16 protein-coding genes are annotated in these 17,206 nt (G+C 42.0%); 8 read left to right on the top strand and 8 right to left on the bottom strand.

Annotation, left to right across the window (positions count from 1 at the left end; all coding sequences use genetic code 11):
- Nucleotides 1-124 precede the first annotated feature (124 nt).
- The 3 genes from thrS to HMPREF9188_RS03145 all read right to left on the bottom strand — a co-directional run bounded on the left by thrS (nt 125) and on the right by HMPREF9188_RS03145 (nt 3,337).
- Entirely contained in the window at nt 125-2,068 is a 1,944-nt protein-coding gene (gene thrS, locus HMPREF9188_RS03135; protein WP_009729885.1) for a threonine--tRNA ligase, read from the bottom strand.
- A 10-nt stretch (nt 2,069-2,078) separates the two neighbouring features.
- On the bottom strand, nt 2,079-2,702 hold the full coding sequence (locus HMPREF9188_RS03140; RefSeq protein ID WP_083888881.1) for an AAA family ATPase: 624 nt from the start codon (nt 2,700-2,702) through the stop codon (nt 2,079-2,081).
- Nucleotides 2,703-2,962: 260 nt separating this feature from the next.
- Nucleotides 2,963-3,337 (bottom strand): hypothetical protein, encoded by a 375-nt coding sequence (locus HMPREF9188_RS03145; protein WP_001246990.1) that lies wholly within the window; start codon nt 3,335-3,337, stop codon nt 2,963-2,965.
- A 197-nt stretch (nt 3,338-3,534) separates the two neighbouring features.
- Here HMPREF9188_RS03145 and HMPREF9188_RS03150 point away from each other — a divergent pair, with 197 nt between their 5' ends.
- From HMPREF9188_RS03150 to HMPREF9188_RS03165, 4 genes are all read left to right on the top strand, one after another.
- Nucleotides 3,535-4,386 carry a metallophosphoesterase family protein gene (locus HMPREF9188_RS03150; protein WP_009729887.1) on the top strand — a complete coding sequence of 284 codons (852 nt, stop codon included), beginning with the start codon at nt 3,535-3,537 and terminating at the stop codon, nt 4,384-4,386.
- A gap of 161 nt (nt 4,387-4,547) precedes the next feature.
- On the top strand, nt 4,548-5,489 hold the full coding sequence (locus HMPREF9188_RS03155) for a hypothetical protein (RefSeq protein ID WP_000801530.1): 942 nt from the start codon (nt 4,548-4,550) through the stop codon (nt 5,487-5,489).
- A gap of 143 nt (nt 5,490-5,632) precedes the next feature.
- The gene (locus tag HMPREF9188_RS03160; protein WP_001167384.1) at nt 5,633-6,070 is read left to right on the top strand and encodes an Rrf2 family transcriptional regulator; all 438 of its coding nucleotides are present in this window, start codon (nt 5,633-5,635) and stop codon (nt 6,068-6,070) included.
- 67 nt (nt 6,071-6,137) lie between these two features.
- On the top strand, nt 6,138-7,160 hold the full coding sequence (locus HMPREF9188_RS03165) for a YdcF family protein (RefSeq protein WP_000273626.1): 1,023 nt from the start codon (nt 6,138-6,140) through the stop codon (nt 7,158-7,160).
- Nucleotides 7,161-7,446: 286 nt separating this feature from the next.
- Here HMPREF9188_RS03165 and HMPREF9188_RS03170 read toward each other — a convergent pair whose 3' ends face one another.
- From HMPREF9188_RS03170 to HMPREF9188_RS03190, 5 genes are all read right to left on the bottom strand, one after another.
- Nucleotides 7,447-8,229 (bottom strand): DUF4037 domain-containing protein, encoded by a 783-nt coding sequence (locus HMPREF9188_RS03170; protein ID WP_009729888.1) that lies wholly within the window; start codon nt 8,227-8,229, stop codon nt 7,447-7,449.
- 128 nt (nt 8,230-8,357) lie between these two features.
- Nucleotides 8,358-9,017, bottom strand: coding sequence for an amino acid ABC transporter permease (locus HMPREF9188_RS03175; RefSeq protein ID WP_009729889.1), 660 nt, complete (start codon nt 9,015-9,017; stop codon nt 8,358-8,360).
- Nucleotides 9,018-9,026: 9 nt separating this feature from the next.
- Entirely contained in the window at nt 9,027-9,704 is a 678-nt protein-coding gene (locus HMPREF9188_RS03180; protein ID WP_000131152.1) for an amino acid ABC transporter permease, read from the bottom strand.
- Nucleotides 9,705-9,716: 12 nt separating this feature from the next.
- On the bottom strand, nt 9,717-10,511 hold the full coding sequence (locus tag HMPREF9188_RS03185) for a transporter substrate-binding domain-containing protein (RefSeq protein WP_009729890.1): 795 nt from the start codon (nt 10,509-10,511) through the stop codon (nt 9,717-9,719).
- A 10-nt stretch (nt 10,512-10,521) separates the two neighbouring features.
- On the bottom strand, nt 10,522-11,280 hold the full coding sequence (locus HMPREF9188_RS03190) for an amino acid ABC transporter ATP-binding protein (RefSeq protein WP_009729891.1): 759 nt from the start codon (nt 11,278-11,280) through the stop codon (nt 10,522-10,524).
- A gap of 177 nt (nt 11,281-11,457) precedes the next feature.
- Here HMPREF9188_RS03190 and recJ point away from each other — a divergent pair, with 177 nt between their 5' ends.
- The 4 genes from recJ (at nt 11,458) to HMPREF9188_RS03210 (ending at nt 17,170) form a co-directional block, all read left to right on the top strand.
- Nucleotides 11,458-13,680 carry a single-stranded-DNA-specific exonuclease RecJ gene (gene recJ / locus HMPREF9188_RS03195; protein WP_009729892.1) on the top strand — a complete coding sequence of 741 codons (2,223 nt, stop codon included), beginning with the start codon at nt 11,458-11,460 and terminating at the stop codon, nt 13,678-13,680.
- Nucleotides 13,681-13,854: 174 nt separating this feature from the next.
- Nucleotides 13,855-15,516, top strand: a complete 1,662-nt coding sequence (locus HMPREF9188_RS03200; protein ID WP_009729893.1) for a ribonuclease J — start codon at nt 13,855-13,857, stop codon at nt 15,514-15,516.
- 68 nt (nt 15,517-15,584) lie between these two features.
- Nucleotides 15,585-16,364, top strand: a complete 780-nt coding sequence (locus HMPREF9188_RS03205) for an alpha/beta hydrolase (RefSeq protein ID WP_009729894.1) — start codon at nt 15,585-15,587, stop codon at nt 16,362-16,364.
- Between the two features lie 104 nt (nt 16,365-16,468).
- A complete protein-coding gene (locus tag HMPREF9188_RS03210) occupies nt 16,469-17,170 on the top strand; it encodes a M57 family metalloprotease (protein ID WP_009729895.1) in 702 nt (233 codons plus the stop codon).
- Nucleotides 17,171-17,206: the final 36 nt, after the last annotated feature.

The following is a 17,206-nucleotide window of genomic DNA, read 5'->3' on the forward strand; positions in this document are numbered from 1 at the left end:
CAAATCTTGTGTGGTGGTTTGACCAATCACTACTAGCTCAGATTAAATAAAATATAAAAAGCAACAGCTGAAATAGTTGTTGCTTTTTCTGGCTCTGAAAAATGTTTCTCAGACTGTGATTGTTTTATTTCTCAACGCGTGATTTGTTGGCGATATCAGTTAGGATAGCTTGAACAAAGTCATCAACTGGGACAGTTTGTGTTTCTTTTTGTCCGTAGCGACGGACGTTGACAGTTCCGTCTTCCATTTCCTTGTCCCCAACGATCAATTGGTAAGGAATCTTGCTTGTTTGTGAAGCACGGATCTTGAACTGCATTTTTTCATTGCGCTCATCTACATCTGCACGGACACCACGGTCACGGAGTTTCTTGGCTACTTCCCAAGCGTAGTCCACATGTTTTTCGTTAGATACTGGGATAAGGGTCACTTGATGTGGTGCAAGCCATGTTGGGAAGGCACCCTTGTAATTCTCAATCAAGATAGCTGTGAAGCGTTCCATGGTTGAGATAACCCCACGATGAATCATGACTGGACGGTGTTCCTCACCATCTGCTCCAATATATTTGAGGTCGAAGCGTTCTGGAAGCAAGAAGTCAAGCTGGATAGTAGAAAGGGTTTCTTCTTTACCGAGGGCAGTTTTAACCTGGATATCCAATTTTGGTCCATAAAAGGCTGCTTCACCTTCAGCTTCGTAGTATTCAACACCCATGTCATCAACAGCTGCTTTCAACATGCGTTGTGCATTTTCCCACATCTCATCGTTGTCAAAGTATTTGTGTTTATCTTCTGGGTCACGATAAGACAAGCGGAAACGGTAATCTGTCAAATTAAAGTCTTCATACACGTCGATAATCAATTGAAGAATTTTCTTGAATTCTTCCTCAATTTGTTCTGGAGCTACAAAAGTATGACCATCATTGAGGGACATTTCACGTACACGTTGAAGACCTGTAAGGGCGCCAGATTTTTCATATCGGTGCATCATGCCAATCTCAGCGATACGGATTGGTAATTCACGGTATGAGTGTACATGGTGTTTATAAACTTCGATATGGTGAGGACAGTTCATTGGGCGGAGGACAAACTCTTCACCGTCTCCCATGTCCATAGTTGGGAACATATCTTCACGGTAGTGATCCCAGTGACCAGAAGTTTTATAGAGTTCCACTGAGGCAATTGGTGGAGTGTAAACATGTTGGTAGCCTGCAGCGATTTCCTTGTCGACAATGTAGCGTTCCAATTCACGACGGATAGTGGCTCCGTTTGGTAACCAGAATGGTAAACCTTGTCCGACTTCTTGTGAAATCATGAAGAGGTCAAGTTCTTTACCGAGTTTACGGTGGTCACGTTCCTTGGCTTCTTCACGCATTTGAAGGTAGTTCTTCAAGTCTTTCTTATCAAACCAAGCTGTACCGTAGATACGTTGCATCATCGCGTTGTCGCTATTTCCACGCCAGTAAGCACCAGCTACATGGAGAAGGTGGAAGATTTGGATGCGGCCTGTTGAAGGGACGTGTGGGCCACGGCAGAGGTCCACGTATTCACCCTGACGGTAGATAGTCAAACCACCTTCATCTTCAGAGTGTTCTTCGATCAATTCCAATTTATAAGGGTCGTTTTTGAAGATTTCACGCGCTTCATCTTTCGATACTTCTTCACGAATAGATGGGAAGTTTTCTTTAACGATTTTTTGCATTTCTTCTTCGATACGAGGTAGGTCTTCGTTAGAGATTTGACCAGCCGTATTGTCGGTATCGTAGTAGAAGCCATCTTCAATAGCAGGACCAACTCCCAAGTGAATGTCTGGGAAGAGGCGACGAGCTGCTTGGGCAAACAAGTGAGCAGCTGAGTGACGCAAGATTGGCAGAGCATCTTCGTGATCAGGTGTCACGATTTCGATGGTTCCATCTTCAGTGATAGCACGAGTCGTGTCGATGAGTTTACCGTTGAATTTACCAGCGAGAGCTTTTTTAGCTAGAGAATTGCTGATAGATTGGGCAATTTCAAAAGTAGTAACGCCAGATTCGAATTCACGAACAGCGCCATCTGGGAAAGTAATCTTAATCATGGTTTTCTCCTTAAATATTTATTCTATTTTTGTTGGACAATTTTAAGAGCCGAGCAACTTCTTCCGCAGTCTGATTCTCTGATTGACTACCATCTGTTACGAGACTAGAATAACCTAATCTCACCGCTTCCTTACAAACCATTTGAGCAAAAAGAATGTTTCGTTGCATCCAGTTTTCAAAAGCTTGTTCAGGGTTGGTTGTACTCTCTAAGACATAAGGAACCCATTCTCTCTGTATATAATGCTTTTTTTGAAAATCAGCTGTCGGAGTCAAGCATAGATAGGATGATGCTTGACATTCAAGCTCCTTTACCAAGTGAGGCAAAAGTCCTGCTCCCTCCACCAAGAGAGGCCTGTTTTGATTTTTTATCAAGTAAGATTTCACATAAGGAAAAATCTCTTCATAAAAGCGCCATTCTTCATCTGCCATCTCTTCTGGATTTCTCATCCAGATTTGTTCCGGATTTCTGTTCTGTCTCAGAAGGCAAATTGGCTGTGAGTCTGCACTTGCTTGACTCATCATCTCGTCTATCAAATCATCCAGCTTGATATGAAGCAGCTGATACTGTCTAGCAAGAAGTGAAGCAATTGTTGACTTTCCACTACAAGGCGATCCGCCAATCATATAAAGCATCATTCTTCCTCCTTCTGACAAAATAAAAACGACATCCTCGAAAGGACGTCGCAACGTGGTTCCACCTTCATTTATGTTCCTCAAAAAGAGGGACACCTCAGATTGGCTTTAACGTGGCCACCGTTTTATGTTTTCATAAAAGTAAGCAGAGTAGTATCAGTTTAGGCTCTCTATGCGTTTCCAGCAACCACGCACTCTCTAGTAGAAAGGGACTAAGTGACTTGTCTCTATGCATTATTATAGCATGATTGCGAGAATTTTCAAGGTTTTTGTATAATTTTTTTGTTTTTCTCTCTTTGGAAGACATGCTTGATACCCATGCCAGCAGCCAAGCCAAGTAGGGCAAAGAGTTCATAAGCTAGGAAATAAACGAGAATGAATTCATTAAAAGTGATGATGGTAAAGCAATAGAGCAATCCGACACCAAGCAGCCACCACAGTGAGAATTGGAAACGGTAGCTATAAAGAAGGGACACGATGAAGGTTGCCAAAGGTGAAAAGACGAGAATGTTGTAAATGTACAGTCCCTTCAGTGTATATGGGTCAGTGATGAGTAGTGAGAATAGCTCATAGAGGGGCCAGTAAAAGAAGAAAATGACAAGGTAGTATGGGAGATACTTAAGATAGTTACGCATGGCAATAGTCCTCCAATCTACAAAAATTGAGAGAGGTTGAATACCACATAATCCTAAATGAAGGGGAGCTCTCTACCTATATTATAGCACATCTTGGAAGCCTTTACAAGTTGATCAGGTAAGTAGTGATAGTGATTTTTTGCAGTATTTTCTGCTATAATACTAACAGAAGAAGTAAGAGGAAATGAGGAGAAAGGATGACGAAAATAGCAGTTCTTTCAGACATACATGGGAATACGACAGCCTTGGAAGCTGTACTGGCTGATGCTAAAAAGTCAAAGGTAGATGAGTACTGGCTTTTGGGGGATATTCTTATGCCGGGAACGGGACGTAGAAGGATATTGAATCTTTTAGCGGCTTTGCCTATTACTGTAAGAGTTCTTGGTAATTGGGAGAATAGTCTCTGGCGAGGTTTGCATCGTAAGCTAGATTTGACAAAAGCTAGTCATCGCTACCTCCTACGTCAATGCCAGTATATATTAGAAGAAATCAGCCCTGAAGAAATCGAAGACCTTCACAATCAACCCATGCAAGTTCATCGTCAGTTTGGTGATTTGATGGTGGGAATCACTCACCATCTCCCTGATAAAAACTGGGGTAGGGAGTTGATTCATACGGGAAAACAAGAAGATTTTGATAGATTAGTGACGGAACCGCATGCCTCCATCGCAGTATATGGCCATATCCACCAACAGTTGCTTCGTTATGGAAGTGATGGACAGTTGATTCTTAATCCAGGGTCCATTGGACAACCCTTCTTTTTAGATGCGGGATTACGTAAGGACCTACGGGCCCAGTATATGATTTTAGAGTTTGATGAAGCAGGTTTGTCTGATGTTGATTTTCGTCGAGTGGATTATGATGTAGAAGCCGAATTACAGCTGGCTAAGGATTTAAAGCTCCCCTATTTCCAGATTTACTATGAAAGCTTGGTAAATGGAATTCACCACACTCATAACCATGAATTGTTGGTGCAGATTAGCGAGCAAGAAGGTTATGATCAGGATGTTGAACTCTGGATGGAAAGAGAAAAGAAAGATTGGTTTTAAAAGGAGTTTTGACTAGAAATAGGATAGTCTAGTGACTGCTGTTTCGCGATAAGTCGAACTGGATATGAATTGACTACTTATAAAATTTATGCTAGAATATGGAAAAATATATAATTTGAACACCATACTAATTGATGTTCAAAATAATAGGGAGATAATTTATGAAGCCAGAAGAATTACAGGCAATTGCGTCGGGATTAGGCCTACAGTTTGATGAGGAGTCTGGAAGCATTTATGGCGTACAATCAGGCTACTTGCTATTGCTACATGAAACAGATGTAAAAAATCAGTTTCGACTTAGTGTCAGTGTGAGCTTGAATGGCAATCCTGCGGATTCAGAAGAAAACGAGTTGGTGTGGGATGACTTTAAGAGCGAATCACTTCCAAACTTGTCAACCTTATCTATTAATCAGTACACTGTATCTATTGTTGTCAAGGGTGCGATGCGCAAATCAAAGACAATTGAAAAGTTACAGACACTTATAAGAGACTTTGTAGATTTCCTTGAATCCCATCACTTCGTTCAGGTTTGTGACTACAGTGGTCAAGAGGGGCCAGTTAGTCTTTATCAATTAGGAGAGTCGGTTTTCATTATCAATGAAGAAAGCTATCAATTTTTGAAGAGCAATCTCCAAATTGAAATGGATTCTTATCATAGTCAGAAGGAAAATGTTCTTCTTGGAACCATTGGAGCCTTACTTGGAGCCTTGATTGGTGGGGCGGTTGCTCTTTTCATCGCACGTCTTGGTTATGTAGCTGTCGCAGCGGGGCTTGTTCTTGGAATTTGTACCATTAAAGGATATGAAATGTTTGCAAGAAAGTTATCACGAAAAGGGATTCTGATTTCTGTTGTTTTGATGGTAGTTACAGTCTTTTTAGTAAATCAAATCGATTTGGCAATGGAAGTCGTAGCTCAACTAGGGGTTGAGTTTGCCTATGCTTTCCGAGTGGTCAATGAACTAATTGCAAGCGGAGAATATCCAGATAATTATTTCTTTAATCTAGGGATGTTAGCTGTTTTTACCTTGGTCGGTGCGGGGATTTCTATCAGTTCAGTCTGGTCAAGTCACAAAACAAAGGGAACTGCTCGTAAAATTGGATAAAGGATAAGCTTTTGTATTCTCTATGTCATTGGACTTATTAGGGAATACAAGGCTTTTTTAGAGGACACTCTTTGTAGTAATAATTGACATTACAACATAAAAGGGTATAATGGGTATCAGATAGGATGTAAAAGGAGAAGAAGATGCAAATTTCAAGTCGATTTACGATTGCGACTCATATGTTAATCATTATTGCCATTAAGAGTCAAGAGAGTAAGGTAACTAGTGATTTTCTCGCAGCCAGTGTTGGAGTCAATCCAGTTATTATTCGCAAAACCTTGTCCCAACTCAAAAAAGCTGAACTGATATCAGTTGCGCGTGGGACGGGCGGTACCGAAATTATAAAGGACCTACGAGATATCAACCTTTTTGATGTGTATCAGGCTGTCGAATGTTTGGGAAAATCTGGTAAACTCTTTAGTTTCCATGATAATCCCAACCCCAACTGTCCAGTAGGGGCCAATATCCATAAAGTCTTGGATCAAAAATTGCTGGATATCCAACTAGCGATGGAAAACCAGCTTCGTCAGACGAGTCTGGCTCAGGTTGTGGCTGATACTCAGAATAAAATGACAAAGTAAGAGGGCTAGAGTCCTCTTTTTCTATTGCCATAATTATGGTACAATGTAGTCATCAAAGGAGAAGACTATGTACTTTATTACAGGATTTTTTGTCCTATTTTTTCTGATTTCATTTTTTAGGGACAATCGCAGTCTCTGGAATCCTGCTCTTTTGCTTTTGTCTCTGCTCTTTTCTTATATGTCCATTGCCAATCTTTTTTACGAAGCTGGACAGAAAGAAGTGCACATGGTTTTCTTTGCAGGGATTTTTCTCCTGCTGCCTCTTTTAGTTTTTCTAAGTGGTTTTTTCCTTATTTATAATGGATTTGTGTTATTGAAAAAAGAAGGAAAATCCAAGGCAAATTATTTGTCTCTAGGATTAGGTTGTGTGATTCTATTCTTTTTTGTGATCATGGCGATTCGAGTGAGCGATACCAAGGGCTTGTTTTACACCAATCATCTAGTGAATATTATCTTTTTCTTTTTGATTTATTCGTATTTGATTTTTGGTTTTGCCTTTGCAGGATTTCTGCTTTATTCTATCCTGTATCTTTTTATTCCTAAGAAAAAATATTATGATTTTATTATCATTCACGGAGCAGGCTTGTTGAATGGAGAAAAAGTGACTCCCTTACTGAAGAGTCGCATTGATAAGGCAGTAGAAGCTTATCACCAGTCTCTCAATCCCAATGTTAAAATCATCGCAAGTGGTGGTCGAGGTGGGGATGAGAAGATTTCCGAAGCTCAGGCAATTTGTAATTATTTGCTGGAAGAGACGGATGTTCCGAGAGAAGCAATTTTCCTAGAGGACGACTCAACGACAACCTATGAGAATCTTCTCTTCTCAAAAGAAATAGGAGAGAGGCTGGTGACCAGTCCACGTTTTCTCTTTGTGACCAATGATTACCATGTTTTTCGTACCAGTACCTATGCTCGCCGTATTGGGATGAAGGGAGATGGCCTTGGTTGCCGTACAGCTGCCTACTATATTCCATCGGCCTTTATTAGAGAATATATTGCTCTATGTGTGAAGATGAGATGGCTTTTTATCGCTTTCTATGTTTTGTTGATTTTAGCTCTGATTTTCTCTTATAGAGGTATTCTATGGTAATATGTAAAATTCATATTGTAATTCTTGTTAGAATCTCTAAAAAATCCTGTAGTAATCCTAAGGGAAAAAGTGTCACTAGTAATGAAAGAGCAGGGTAAGTGATTGTGAGTGCGGTTTTTGGAACGGCTTCATGATTGCTCGTCAATCAATTGAACAATTTCTAACCTAGTTACAGATTTTCAGAGAGAGCCAAAAATAGGCAACTGAATATGAGTAGACTAGAATTTTACAGTCAACGACAAATAAAAATGTGAACAACAACAGAGGTTCACATTTTCTTTTTGGTCTATGGCAAAATGGCTTTTAGTTCCTTCAGGATAGTTTGCAAGGTTACGATCGCTTGTTCTCCTTGTTGTGGTTGATAGAGTAGTTGGAAATACTTGCGAATAGTTTCTTCAAATTGTTTAGGGAGGAGGGTACAATTGGTCTTTGCGTACTCCAACATTCGTTTTTCACCAGGATGGGTTTGCTCATTGAGCGCAAATAACAAGTCAAAGTAGGAAGCAAAAAACTCACTCGTACGATGATTCATACTGAGAAGATCTTGGCGTTTGATAGCTTTTTCTATTTGGTGAGAGAAGGCAGGCATGGCTTGTTCTAGCAAAAGGAGTTGCCTTTCGATGATATGCTTTTTGAGTTCCTGTGGATAGGGAATCTGGTAAGTCTTTTGGAGAGAAGCATAGTGTCCATTTGGATCGTATAGAATCTTGCTTTGGAGTAGATTATGCCACATGCAAGTTGTATAAGCATTTTGAGCTTTGTGTTGAAAAACGGTTGAGTTCAATTCCTGTTCAAACGACTCCATCGAACGATAAATCAACTCGATTTCGATACTGTTGTTTAGTACACAGTCGTCCTCTAACTCCCAAAACTGGTTTCCAATTTCCATATAGGAGCAATAGTTGCTAAGAATGATTTGACGAGTTTTCTCGTCAATAGGTGAGTTAAGATAGACATAGACATCATAGTCAGAATTTTGATCGTAGTCTTGTCCTGCACGTGAACCACCAAGAGCGATAGCTTCTACTTGTTCCAGTTGAGAGAATTCTTTGTAAAGGTCTTGAATCATTGTTTTTCTCCTTGCGTTATGGTTTTAAAGTCATTTTACCAAAAAGTAAAACGTTTGCATAGCATTGAGTTGCCCTTTTTCATTTATAGCAAAAAATATGAACCCTTGTTTTGAGTTCACATTTTTTTTTATTCTGCGGCTTGTTGCCAACGTTTGGCTAGCATATGAGACAGGCTAGAAATGGCAAAGTTAAAGATAAAGTAAATCAAGGCAATCAGGATATAAAGACTGAAGACCTGCTCTGGTTCGAAATAACGTCCCATGAGAATTTGACTGGCGCCAAAGAGTTCTTGTAGAGCGATAACAGAGTAGAGCAGACTGGTATCCTTAATCACGGTCACAAACTGAGAAATGATGGCTGGCAGCATTTTACGGATCGCTTGTGGGAGAATGATGTAGTAGAGGATTTGGGCTGAAGTGAATCCTTGTGACATTCCTGCTTCGTACTGCCCCTTGTCCACAGCATTAAGACCACCTCGGATAATCTCAGCTAGGGCTGCTGAGGTAAAAAGGGTAAAGGCAGTGATTCCTGCTGGTGTGGACTTCATCTTAAACACCAAAAAGATGGTGAAAATCCAGAGAAGGTTGGGAACGTTACGTACAAACTCAATATAAATGCTAGAGATGATCCGCAAGACAGGATTTTTCCCATTTCTCATGACGGCTAGAACTGTACCGATGATGGTAGAGAGGACAATGGCAATCAGAGAAATATAGAGGGTCAAGCCAAATCCTTTAAAGATAAAGGCTAGGTTATCTGGGGTCAAAACTTCTAAAATAGATTCCATAGTAACCTCCTAAAGTGAATAGGCTTTTTTATTGGCTTGCTCCATCTTGCGACCAAACTGGGCAACAGGGAAGCATAGGGCAAAGTAGAGAAGAGCAGCACCTAAAAAGGCTGGGATATAATTTCCGTTGAGAGCTGACCAAGACTTGGTCACAAACATCAAGTCCACACCAGAGATGATGGCAACTGTAGAGGTGTTCTTGATGAGGTTAACGATTTGGTTGGTCAAAGGAGGGAGAATGATACGGAAGGCCTGAGGCAAGATAATCAAGCGCATGGCACTGATATAGGTGAAACCTTGCGACAAGGCGGCCTCCATCTGACCACTAGGAATAGACTGAATCCCTGAACGAATAACCTCAGCAATATAAGCTCCGTGATAAAGTCCGACGCAGAGAACAGCTGTCCAATAAATCGGAATCATGATGGTGTGTTCACTGATAAGAGGCAAACCATAAAAAACAATAACAAACTGTACCAAGAGGGGAGTATTTTGGTAAAATTCGACAAAGATACGAGCCAAAATTCTTAAAATTTGATGTTTGCTAGTTGATAGGACTCCAAAGATGATTCCTAAGACCATAGCTAGGATAAAGGATCCGATAGCTAGGGCAAGGGTGAAGAGGAAACCATTGAAAAATTGTCCAAAATCCTGAAAATAGGCTGTCCAAGATGATAAATCTGTCATGGGATGTCCTCCTTAATCTGCAGTATGGCTAGATGGTTTGAGCTTGTAACGGTCATAAAGCTTCTGCAAACTACCATCCTTGCTCCATTTAGTGACCAAGGTATCAAGATAGTCGTTTAGCTCGGTATTTGATTTCTTGGTGACGATACCGTAGTCAGATGGCTTGAAACTATCATCTAGTAGTTCTGTGCGTTTGCTGGTGTAGCCAGATAGGATAGAGCGGTCTACAGAAAAGGCATCAATACGGTGAGCGTGAAGGGAAGTAATCAATTCTGGGTAGGAACCAAGTTCGACGAATTTAAAGGTTAGACCTTTCTTTTTACCCAGTTCAGTAATCAGGCGTTGGGTGATGGAGCCTTGGGCAACCCCAATGGTTTTTCCGTTTAGGTCCTCAATGCTTTTGATGTTGGCAGATTTGTTGACCAAAAAACCAGAAGCATCTGTATAGTAGGGACTGGTGAAGTTGTATAATTTTTTACGTTCATCTGTGATGGTGAAGGTTGCGATATCCATGTCGACCTGTTCATTGTCTAGTAGTGGTCCGCGGGTTTGAGCGGTAACTGGAACGTAGCGAACCTTGACCTTGAGTTCATCTGCAATCATCTTGGCCAAATCCGTTTCGATACCAGAATAAGTACCGGTCTTGGGGTCCTTGTAGCCAAAATTGGGAACGTCTTGTTTGACACCGACAACTAGTTCGCCTCTTTTTTGAATGTCTGCCACACTGGTATCGGCTTGGACTGGTTTGGCAGCAGCAAGGCTGAAAAGACTGATCAATAATGCTGATAAAAAGAATTTCTTTTTCATAGGCGCCTCCTTATTTGACTTTGTCACTTTCGTGGTTGATAATTTTGCTGAGGAATTGTTTGGCACGAGGTTCGCTTGGATTGTCGAAAAAGTCATCGACATCTGTCGTATCCACCAAAACTTCTCCGTCAGCCATAAAGATGATGCGGTCAGCAACTTCACGGGCAAAGCCCATTTCGTGGGTAACGATGATCATGTTCATCCCATCATGCGCCAGTTTTTGCATAACTGCTAGAACATCTCCGATGGTTTCAGGGTCAAGAGCAGATGTTGGCTCATCAAAGAGGAGGAGCTCCGGATGCATGGCGAGGCCGCGCGCGATGGCGATCCGCTGTTTTTGTCCACCAGATAGCATAGCTGGATAGGAATCTTTCTTGTCCCACATATTTACAAATTCCAGATATTTTTGGGCGGTTTTTTCAGCTTCTTTTTTATCAATTCCTAGAACTTTAATGGGTGCAAGTGTTACGTTTTCTAACACTGTTTTGTGTGGATAAAGGTTAAAATGCTGGAAAACCATGCCGACTTCCTTACGAAGAGGCACCAAATCTTTCTGGCTAGCATTTGCTACTTGGTGTCCATTGACGAGGAGACTTCCTTTATCAATAGCCTCTAAACCATTAATCGTACGGATAAGAGTGGATTTTCCAGAACCAGAAGGTCCAAGCAGGACAACAACTTGTCCTTTTTCAAAACGGAGATTGATGTCGCGGAGTGCGTGATAGTCTCCGTAATATTTTTCGACGTTTTTAAATTCTACTAAAGCCATGAGAGATCTCCTTTGTGTTAGATTTTATAACATGATTCTACAACAAAAGAATGTTCTTGTCAAATCATATCTGAAAAAAATTCACTAAAATGTTATAAAAAAGCAATCTGGATAGAGAAAAAGCCTAAATCATGTTATAATGAAACGATAGAATTCTTAGAAAGAGTGGATGTTTTTTTGATAACTCCTACTTATGAATGGCAGTTTGCCCCGCAGGTTGAAGATGCGGATTTTACAAAGATAGCCAAGAAGGCAGGGCTGGGTCCTGAGGTGGCTCGCTTATTATTTGAGAGAGGGATTCAGGATGAAGAAAGTCTAAAGAAGTTTTTAGAACCTTCTTTAGAGGACTTACATGATCCCTATCTGCTCCATGATATGGATAAGGCAGTAGAACGGATTCGTCAGGCCATTGAAGAAGGGGAAAATATTCTCATCTATGGAGACTACGATGCGGATGGTATGACTTCAGCTTCTATTGTTAAGGAAAGTTTGGAACAGCTTGGCGCCGAGTGCCGTGTTTATTTGCCAAATCGCTTTACCGATGGCTATGGTCCCAATGCAAGTGTCTATAAATACTTTATCGAGCAAGAGGGAATTTCCTTGATTGTGACAGTGGATAATGGAGTTGCTGGTCACGAGGCCATTAAACTGGCCCAGTCTATGGGAGTGGATGTCATTGTGACTGACCACCATTCCATGCCGGAAACCCTTCCTGATGCCTATGCCATTGTCCACCCTGAGCATCCAGACGCGGACTATCCTTTCAAATATCTAGCTGGATGTGGAGTGGCTTTCAAGCTAGCTTGTGCCCTTTTAGAAGAAGTGCAAGTGGAACTACTGGATTTGGTTGCTATCGGAACTATTGCCGATATGGTGAGTCTGACGGATGAAAACCGTATCATGGTTCAATATGGTCTGGAAATGTTGGAGCATACTCAGCGCATCGGTCTGCAAGAAATGCTGGACATGGCTGGGATTGCTGCTAATGAAGTAACAGAAGAAACGGTTGGCTTTCAGATTGCCCCTCGTTTAAATGCCTTGGGGCGCTTGGATGATCCGAATCCAGCCATTGATTTGTTGACTGGATTTGACGATGAGGAAGCGCATGAGATTGCCCTCATGATTCACCAGAAAAACGAAGAACGTAAGGAAATCGTCCAATCTATCTATGAAGAAGCTAAGACCATGGTGGATCCTGAAAAGAAGGTCCAAGTTTTGGCCAAGGAAGGCTGGAATCCTGGCGTTCTGGGTATCGTTGCTGGTCGTTTGTTGGAAGAACTAGGGCAGACAGTCATCGTTCTTAATATAGAGGACGGTCGTGCCAAGGGCAGTGCTCGTAGCGTGGAAGCTGTCGATATTTTTGAGGCTCTGGATCCCCATCGAGACCTCTTTATCGCCTTTGGTGGCCATGCTGGTGCAGCAGGAATGACGCTGGAAGTTGAGAAACTCTCAGATTTATCTCAGGTTTTGGAAGACTATGTCTGTGAAAAAGGCGCAGATGCTAGCGGCAAGAATAAGTTAAATCTAGATGGAGAGCTAGACTTGGAGACGCTTAGCTTGGAAACGGTCAAAAGTTTTGAACGCTTGGCACCTTTTGGAATGGACAATCAGAAACCTGTCTTTTATATCAAGGATTTTCAGGTCGAAAGTGTTCGTACAATGGGAGCAGGCAATGCCTATCTCAAACTAAAGATCTCCAAGGGTGAGGCGAGTTTTGAAGTGGTAGCCTTCGGACAAGGTAGATGGGCGACAGAGTTTGCTCAAACAAAAAAACTTGAATTGGCAGTCACCTTGTCTGTCAATCAATGGAATGGTCAAACTGCCCTCCAGTTGATGATGGTAGATGCGCGTGTGGAAGGCGTTCAACTCTTTAACATTCGAGGGAAGAATGCTGTTTTGCCAGAAGGGGTTCCAGTCTTGGACTTCGCTGGAGAAGTGCCAAATTTGGCGAATAGTGAGGCGGTTGTCGTGAAGAATATTCCTGAGGATATTACCTTGCTGAAGACCATTTTTCAGGAGCAACATTTCTCTGCCGTCTATTTCAAAAATGACATTGACAAAGCCTATTATCTGACAGGTTATGGGACCAGAGAGCAGTTTGCCAAATTGTATAGGACCATTTACCAGTTCCCAGAGTTTGATATTCGCTACAAGTTGAAAGATTTGGCGGCTTATCTCAATATCCAACAAATCTTGCTGGTCAAGATGATCCAGGTCTTTGAAGAGCTAGGTTTTGTGACGATCAAAGATGGGGTCATGACAGTCAATAAAGAAGCGCCGAAAAGGGAGATTGCTGAAAGTCAGATTTACCAAAATCTCAAACAAACTGTCAAAGACCAAGAAATGCTGGCGCTGGGGACAGTGCAAGAAATGTATAACTTTTTGATGAGAAAAGAGTAGAAGTTAGGAAAGAGTTGGGCAACCAGCTCTTTTTTGAAAACAAATCTTCATTTTGAAAATCATCAAAAAAATGGTATAATGGTAGGAAAAGATTCGGCTGAGAGTTTGAGAACTTTTAGAATAAGAGGGTGAACCTACCCTATAATCAAGATAAACTAAGGTTTCGGAGGAAAAATGAGTAATATCAGTTTAACAACACTTGGTGGTGTACGAGAAAATGGGAAAAATATGTACATTGCTGAAATCGATGAATCTATCTTTGTTTTGGATGCAGGGCTTAAATACCCTGAAAATGAACAACTAGGGGTTGATGTCGTCATTCCAAACATGGACTACCTTTTTGAAAATAGCGACCGTATCGCAGGGGTCTTCTTGACTCACGGGCATGCGGATGCCATTGGTGCCCTGCCTTATCTCTTGGCAGAGGCTAAGGTGCCTGTGTTTGGTTCTGAGTTGACCATCGAGTTGGCAAAACTCTTTGTTAAAGGCAATGATGCTGTTAAGAAATTCAATGACTTCCATGTGATTGATGAGGATACGGAGATTGACTTTGGGGGAACGGTGGTTTCCTTCTTCCGTACGACTCACTCTATCCCAGAAAGTCTGGGAGTTGTGTTAAAAACACCAAAAGGGAACATTGTTTACACAGGCGACTTCAAATTTGACCAGACGGCTAGTGAATCCTATGCGACGGATTTTGCACGTTTAGCTGAAATCGGCCGTGACGGTGTCTTGGCACTTCTCAGTGATTCTGCGAATGCAGACAGCAATATTCAGGTGGCGAGCGAGAGTGAAGTTGGGGATGAAATTACCCAAACCATCGCTGACTGGGACGGTCGGATCATCGTTGCAGCAGTTGCCAGCAACCTTTCTCGTATCCAGCAGGTTTTTGATGCAGCTGCGGAGACTGGTCGCCGAGTCGTTTTGACTGGATTTGATGTTGAAAATATCGTCCGCACTGCGATTAGACTTAAAAAATTGTCTCTAGCTAATGAAAGCCTTTTGATTAAACCGAAAGAAATGTCTCGTTTTGAAGACCATGAGTTGATTATCCTAGAGACAGGTCGTATGGGTGAACCCATCAATGGACTTCGCAAGATGTCCGTTGGGCGCCACCGTTATGTAGAAATCAAGGATGGGGACTTGGTTTATATTGTAACAACTCCATCTACCGCCAAAGAAGCAGTTGTAGCTCGTGTTGAAAATATGATCTACCAAGCTGGTGGTGTGGTAAAACTCATTACCCAGAGTTTGCGAGTATCCGGACACGGAAATGCGCGTGATTTGCAGTTGATGATCAATCTTTTGCAACCGAAATATCTTTTCCCTGTCCAAGGGGAGTACCGTGAGTTGGATGCGCATGCCAAGGCTGCCATGGCAGTTGGAATGTTGCCAGAGCGCATTTTCATCCCTAAAAAGGGAACGACCATGTCCTATGAACATGGAGACTTCGTCCCAGCTGGAGCAGTTTCTGCAGGAGATGTCATGATTGATGGAAATGCCATTGGTGATGTTGGGAATGTCGTTCTTCGCGACCGTAAGGTCTTGTCAGAGGATGGAATCTTTATCGTGGCCATCACTGTTAACCGTCGTGAGAAGAAGATTGTGGCTAAGGCTCGTGTTCACACGCGTGGATTTATCTACCTTAAGAAGAGTCGCGACATTCTCCGTGAAAGTTCCGAATTGATTAACCAAACGGTAGAAGAGTATCTTCAAGGTGATGACTTTGATTGGGCAGATCTCAAAGGCAAGGTTCGTGACAATCTGACCAAGTACCTCTTTGATCAAACCAAGCGTCGCCCAGCAATCTTGCCAGTCGTGATGGAAGCAAAATAATAAGCAGAATACCTACAGAAAAAGTCGAAATTCGGCTTTTTCTTATAGAATAGTAAAAGGAGAAATTCATGGCAGTTATGAATATTGAGTATTACTCTGAAGTTTTGGATATGGAGTGGGGTGTTACTGTACTCTATCCAGATGCTAGTCGGGTGACTGAACCAGATTGCACAGATATTCCTGTTCTTTACCTTTTGCACGGAATGTCAGGAAATCAAAATAGCTGGCTCAAACGTACCAATGTCGAACGCTTGTTGCGCGGGACCAATCTCATTGTTATCATGCCCAATACAAATAATGGCTGGTACACAGATACTCAGTATGGCTATAACTACTATACAGCTTTAGCAGAAGAACTCCCCCAAGTCATGAAACGTTTCTTCCCCAATATGACCAGCAAGCGAGAAAAGACCTTCATAGCAGGTCTCTCCATGGGTGGCTACGGCTCCTTCAAACTCGCTTTATCGACAAATCGTTTTTCTCATGCGGCTAGTTTTTCTGGTGCGCTCAGTTTTCAAGAGTTTTCTCCTGAAAGTCAAGACCTGGGATCGCTTGCCTACTGGCGAGGAGTTTTTGGAGAAATCAAAGACTGGACAGCTAGTCCTCATTCGCTTGAAAGCATGGCTGCAAAGTCCGATCAAAAGACCAAACTATGGGCTTGGTGTGGGGAGCAAGACTATCTTTACTCTGCCAATAACCTCGCAGAGAAAAACCTCAAAAAACTAGGTTTTGAGGTGACCTATAGTCATAGTCCAGGTAAGCACGAGTGGTACTACTGGGAAAAACAATTGGAACGTTTTTTAGCTACACTACCAATTGACTTTGTCTTGGAAGAGCGCTTATCTTAGTTTTAGGTTTCTTTCAGCTTTCTTCAGTAAAATAGAGAATCTACCTTGATTAAGGAGAATGCGATTTCAAGATAGGTTCTTATTTTTATGAAAGGTGGAGCGTCATGTTCTGGATTATTCGATTATTGTTCCGATTTCTGTTGGGAATTTGGCGTCTCTTCTGGCGTCTGGTTTGGACTGTGGTCATTCTACTTCTCATTGCCTTTGGAGTGGTTTGGTATCTGTCTGGTGATTTTCATTCTGCGGTCAATCAGGTTGAAAAAATGAGCCAGATTGGTCAAGGTGGCTGGAATCAATGGCAGGAAACGGGGACTTTGGAAGTCTTGTCTCAGACAGACAGTCACCAACATGCAGAAGGCAAGTGGGCTCAGGCCTCAGCTCGCATCTATATTGAGCCTCAGATGGATGAGACCTTCCAAGCTGCCTATGCAGAAGCTATAAAGAACTGGAATCAAACGGGAGTTTTTACCTTTGAGGTGGTTGCGGATCCTAGCCAGGCAGATATTGTGGCAAGTGAGATGAATGATGGATCGACCGCTGTAGCTGGTCAAGCCGAGAGTCAAACCAATCTATTGACCAAACAATTTATATCTGTAACGGTTCGCCTGAATCACTATTATCTATCCAATCCAAACTATGGTTATTCTTATGAACGGATCGTGCACACGGCGGAGCACGAGCTGGGGCATGCTATCGGATTGGATCATACCAACGAAACTTCTGTCATGCAGCCGGCAGGTTCCTACTATGGAATTCAGCCTCGGGATGTGAAAGCTGTTCAAGAACTCTATACCAGTAGCGACTAGATGAAGTTGGTACAATCTAAAATAAAATCAAAATTC

The sequence above is a fragment of the Streptococcus sp. F0441 genome, assembly GCF_000314775.2.
Classification (GTDB): Bacteria; Bacillota; Bacilli; order Lactobacillales; family Streptococcaceae; genus Streptococcus.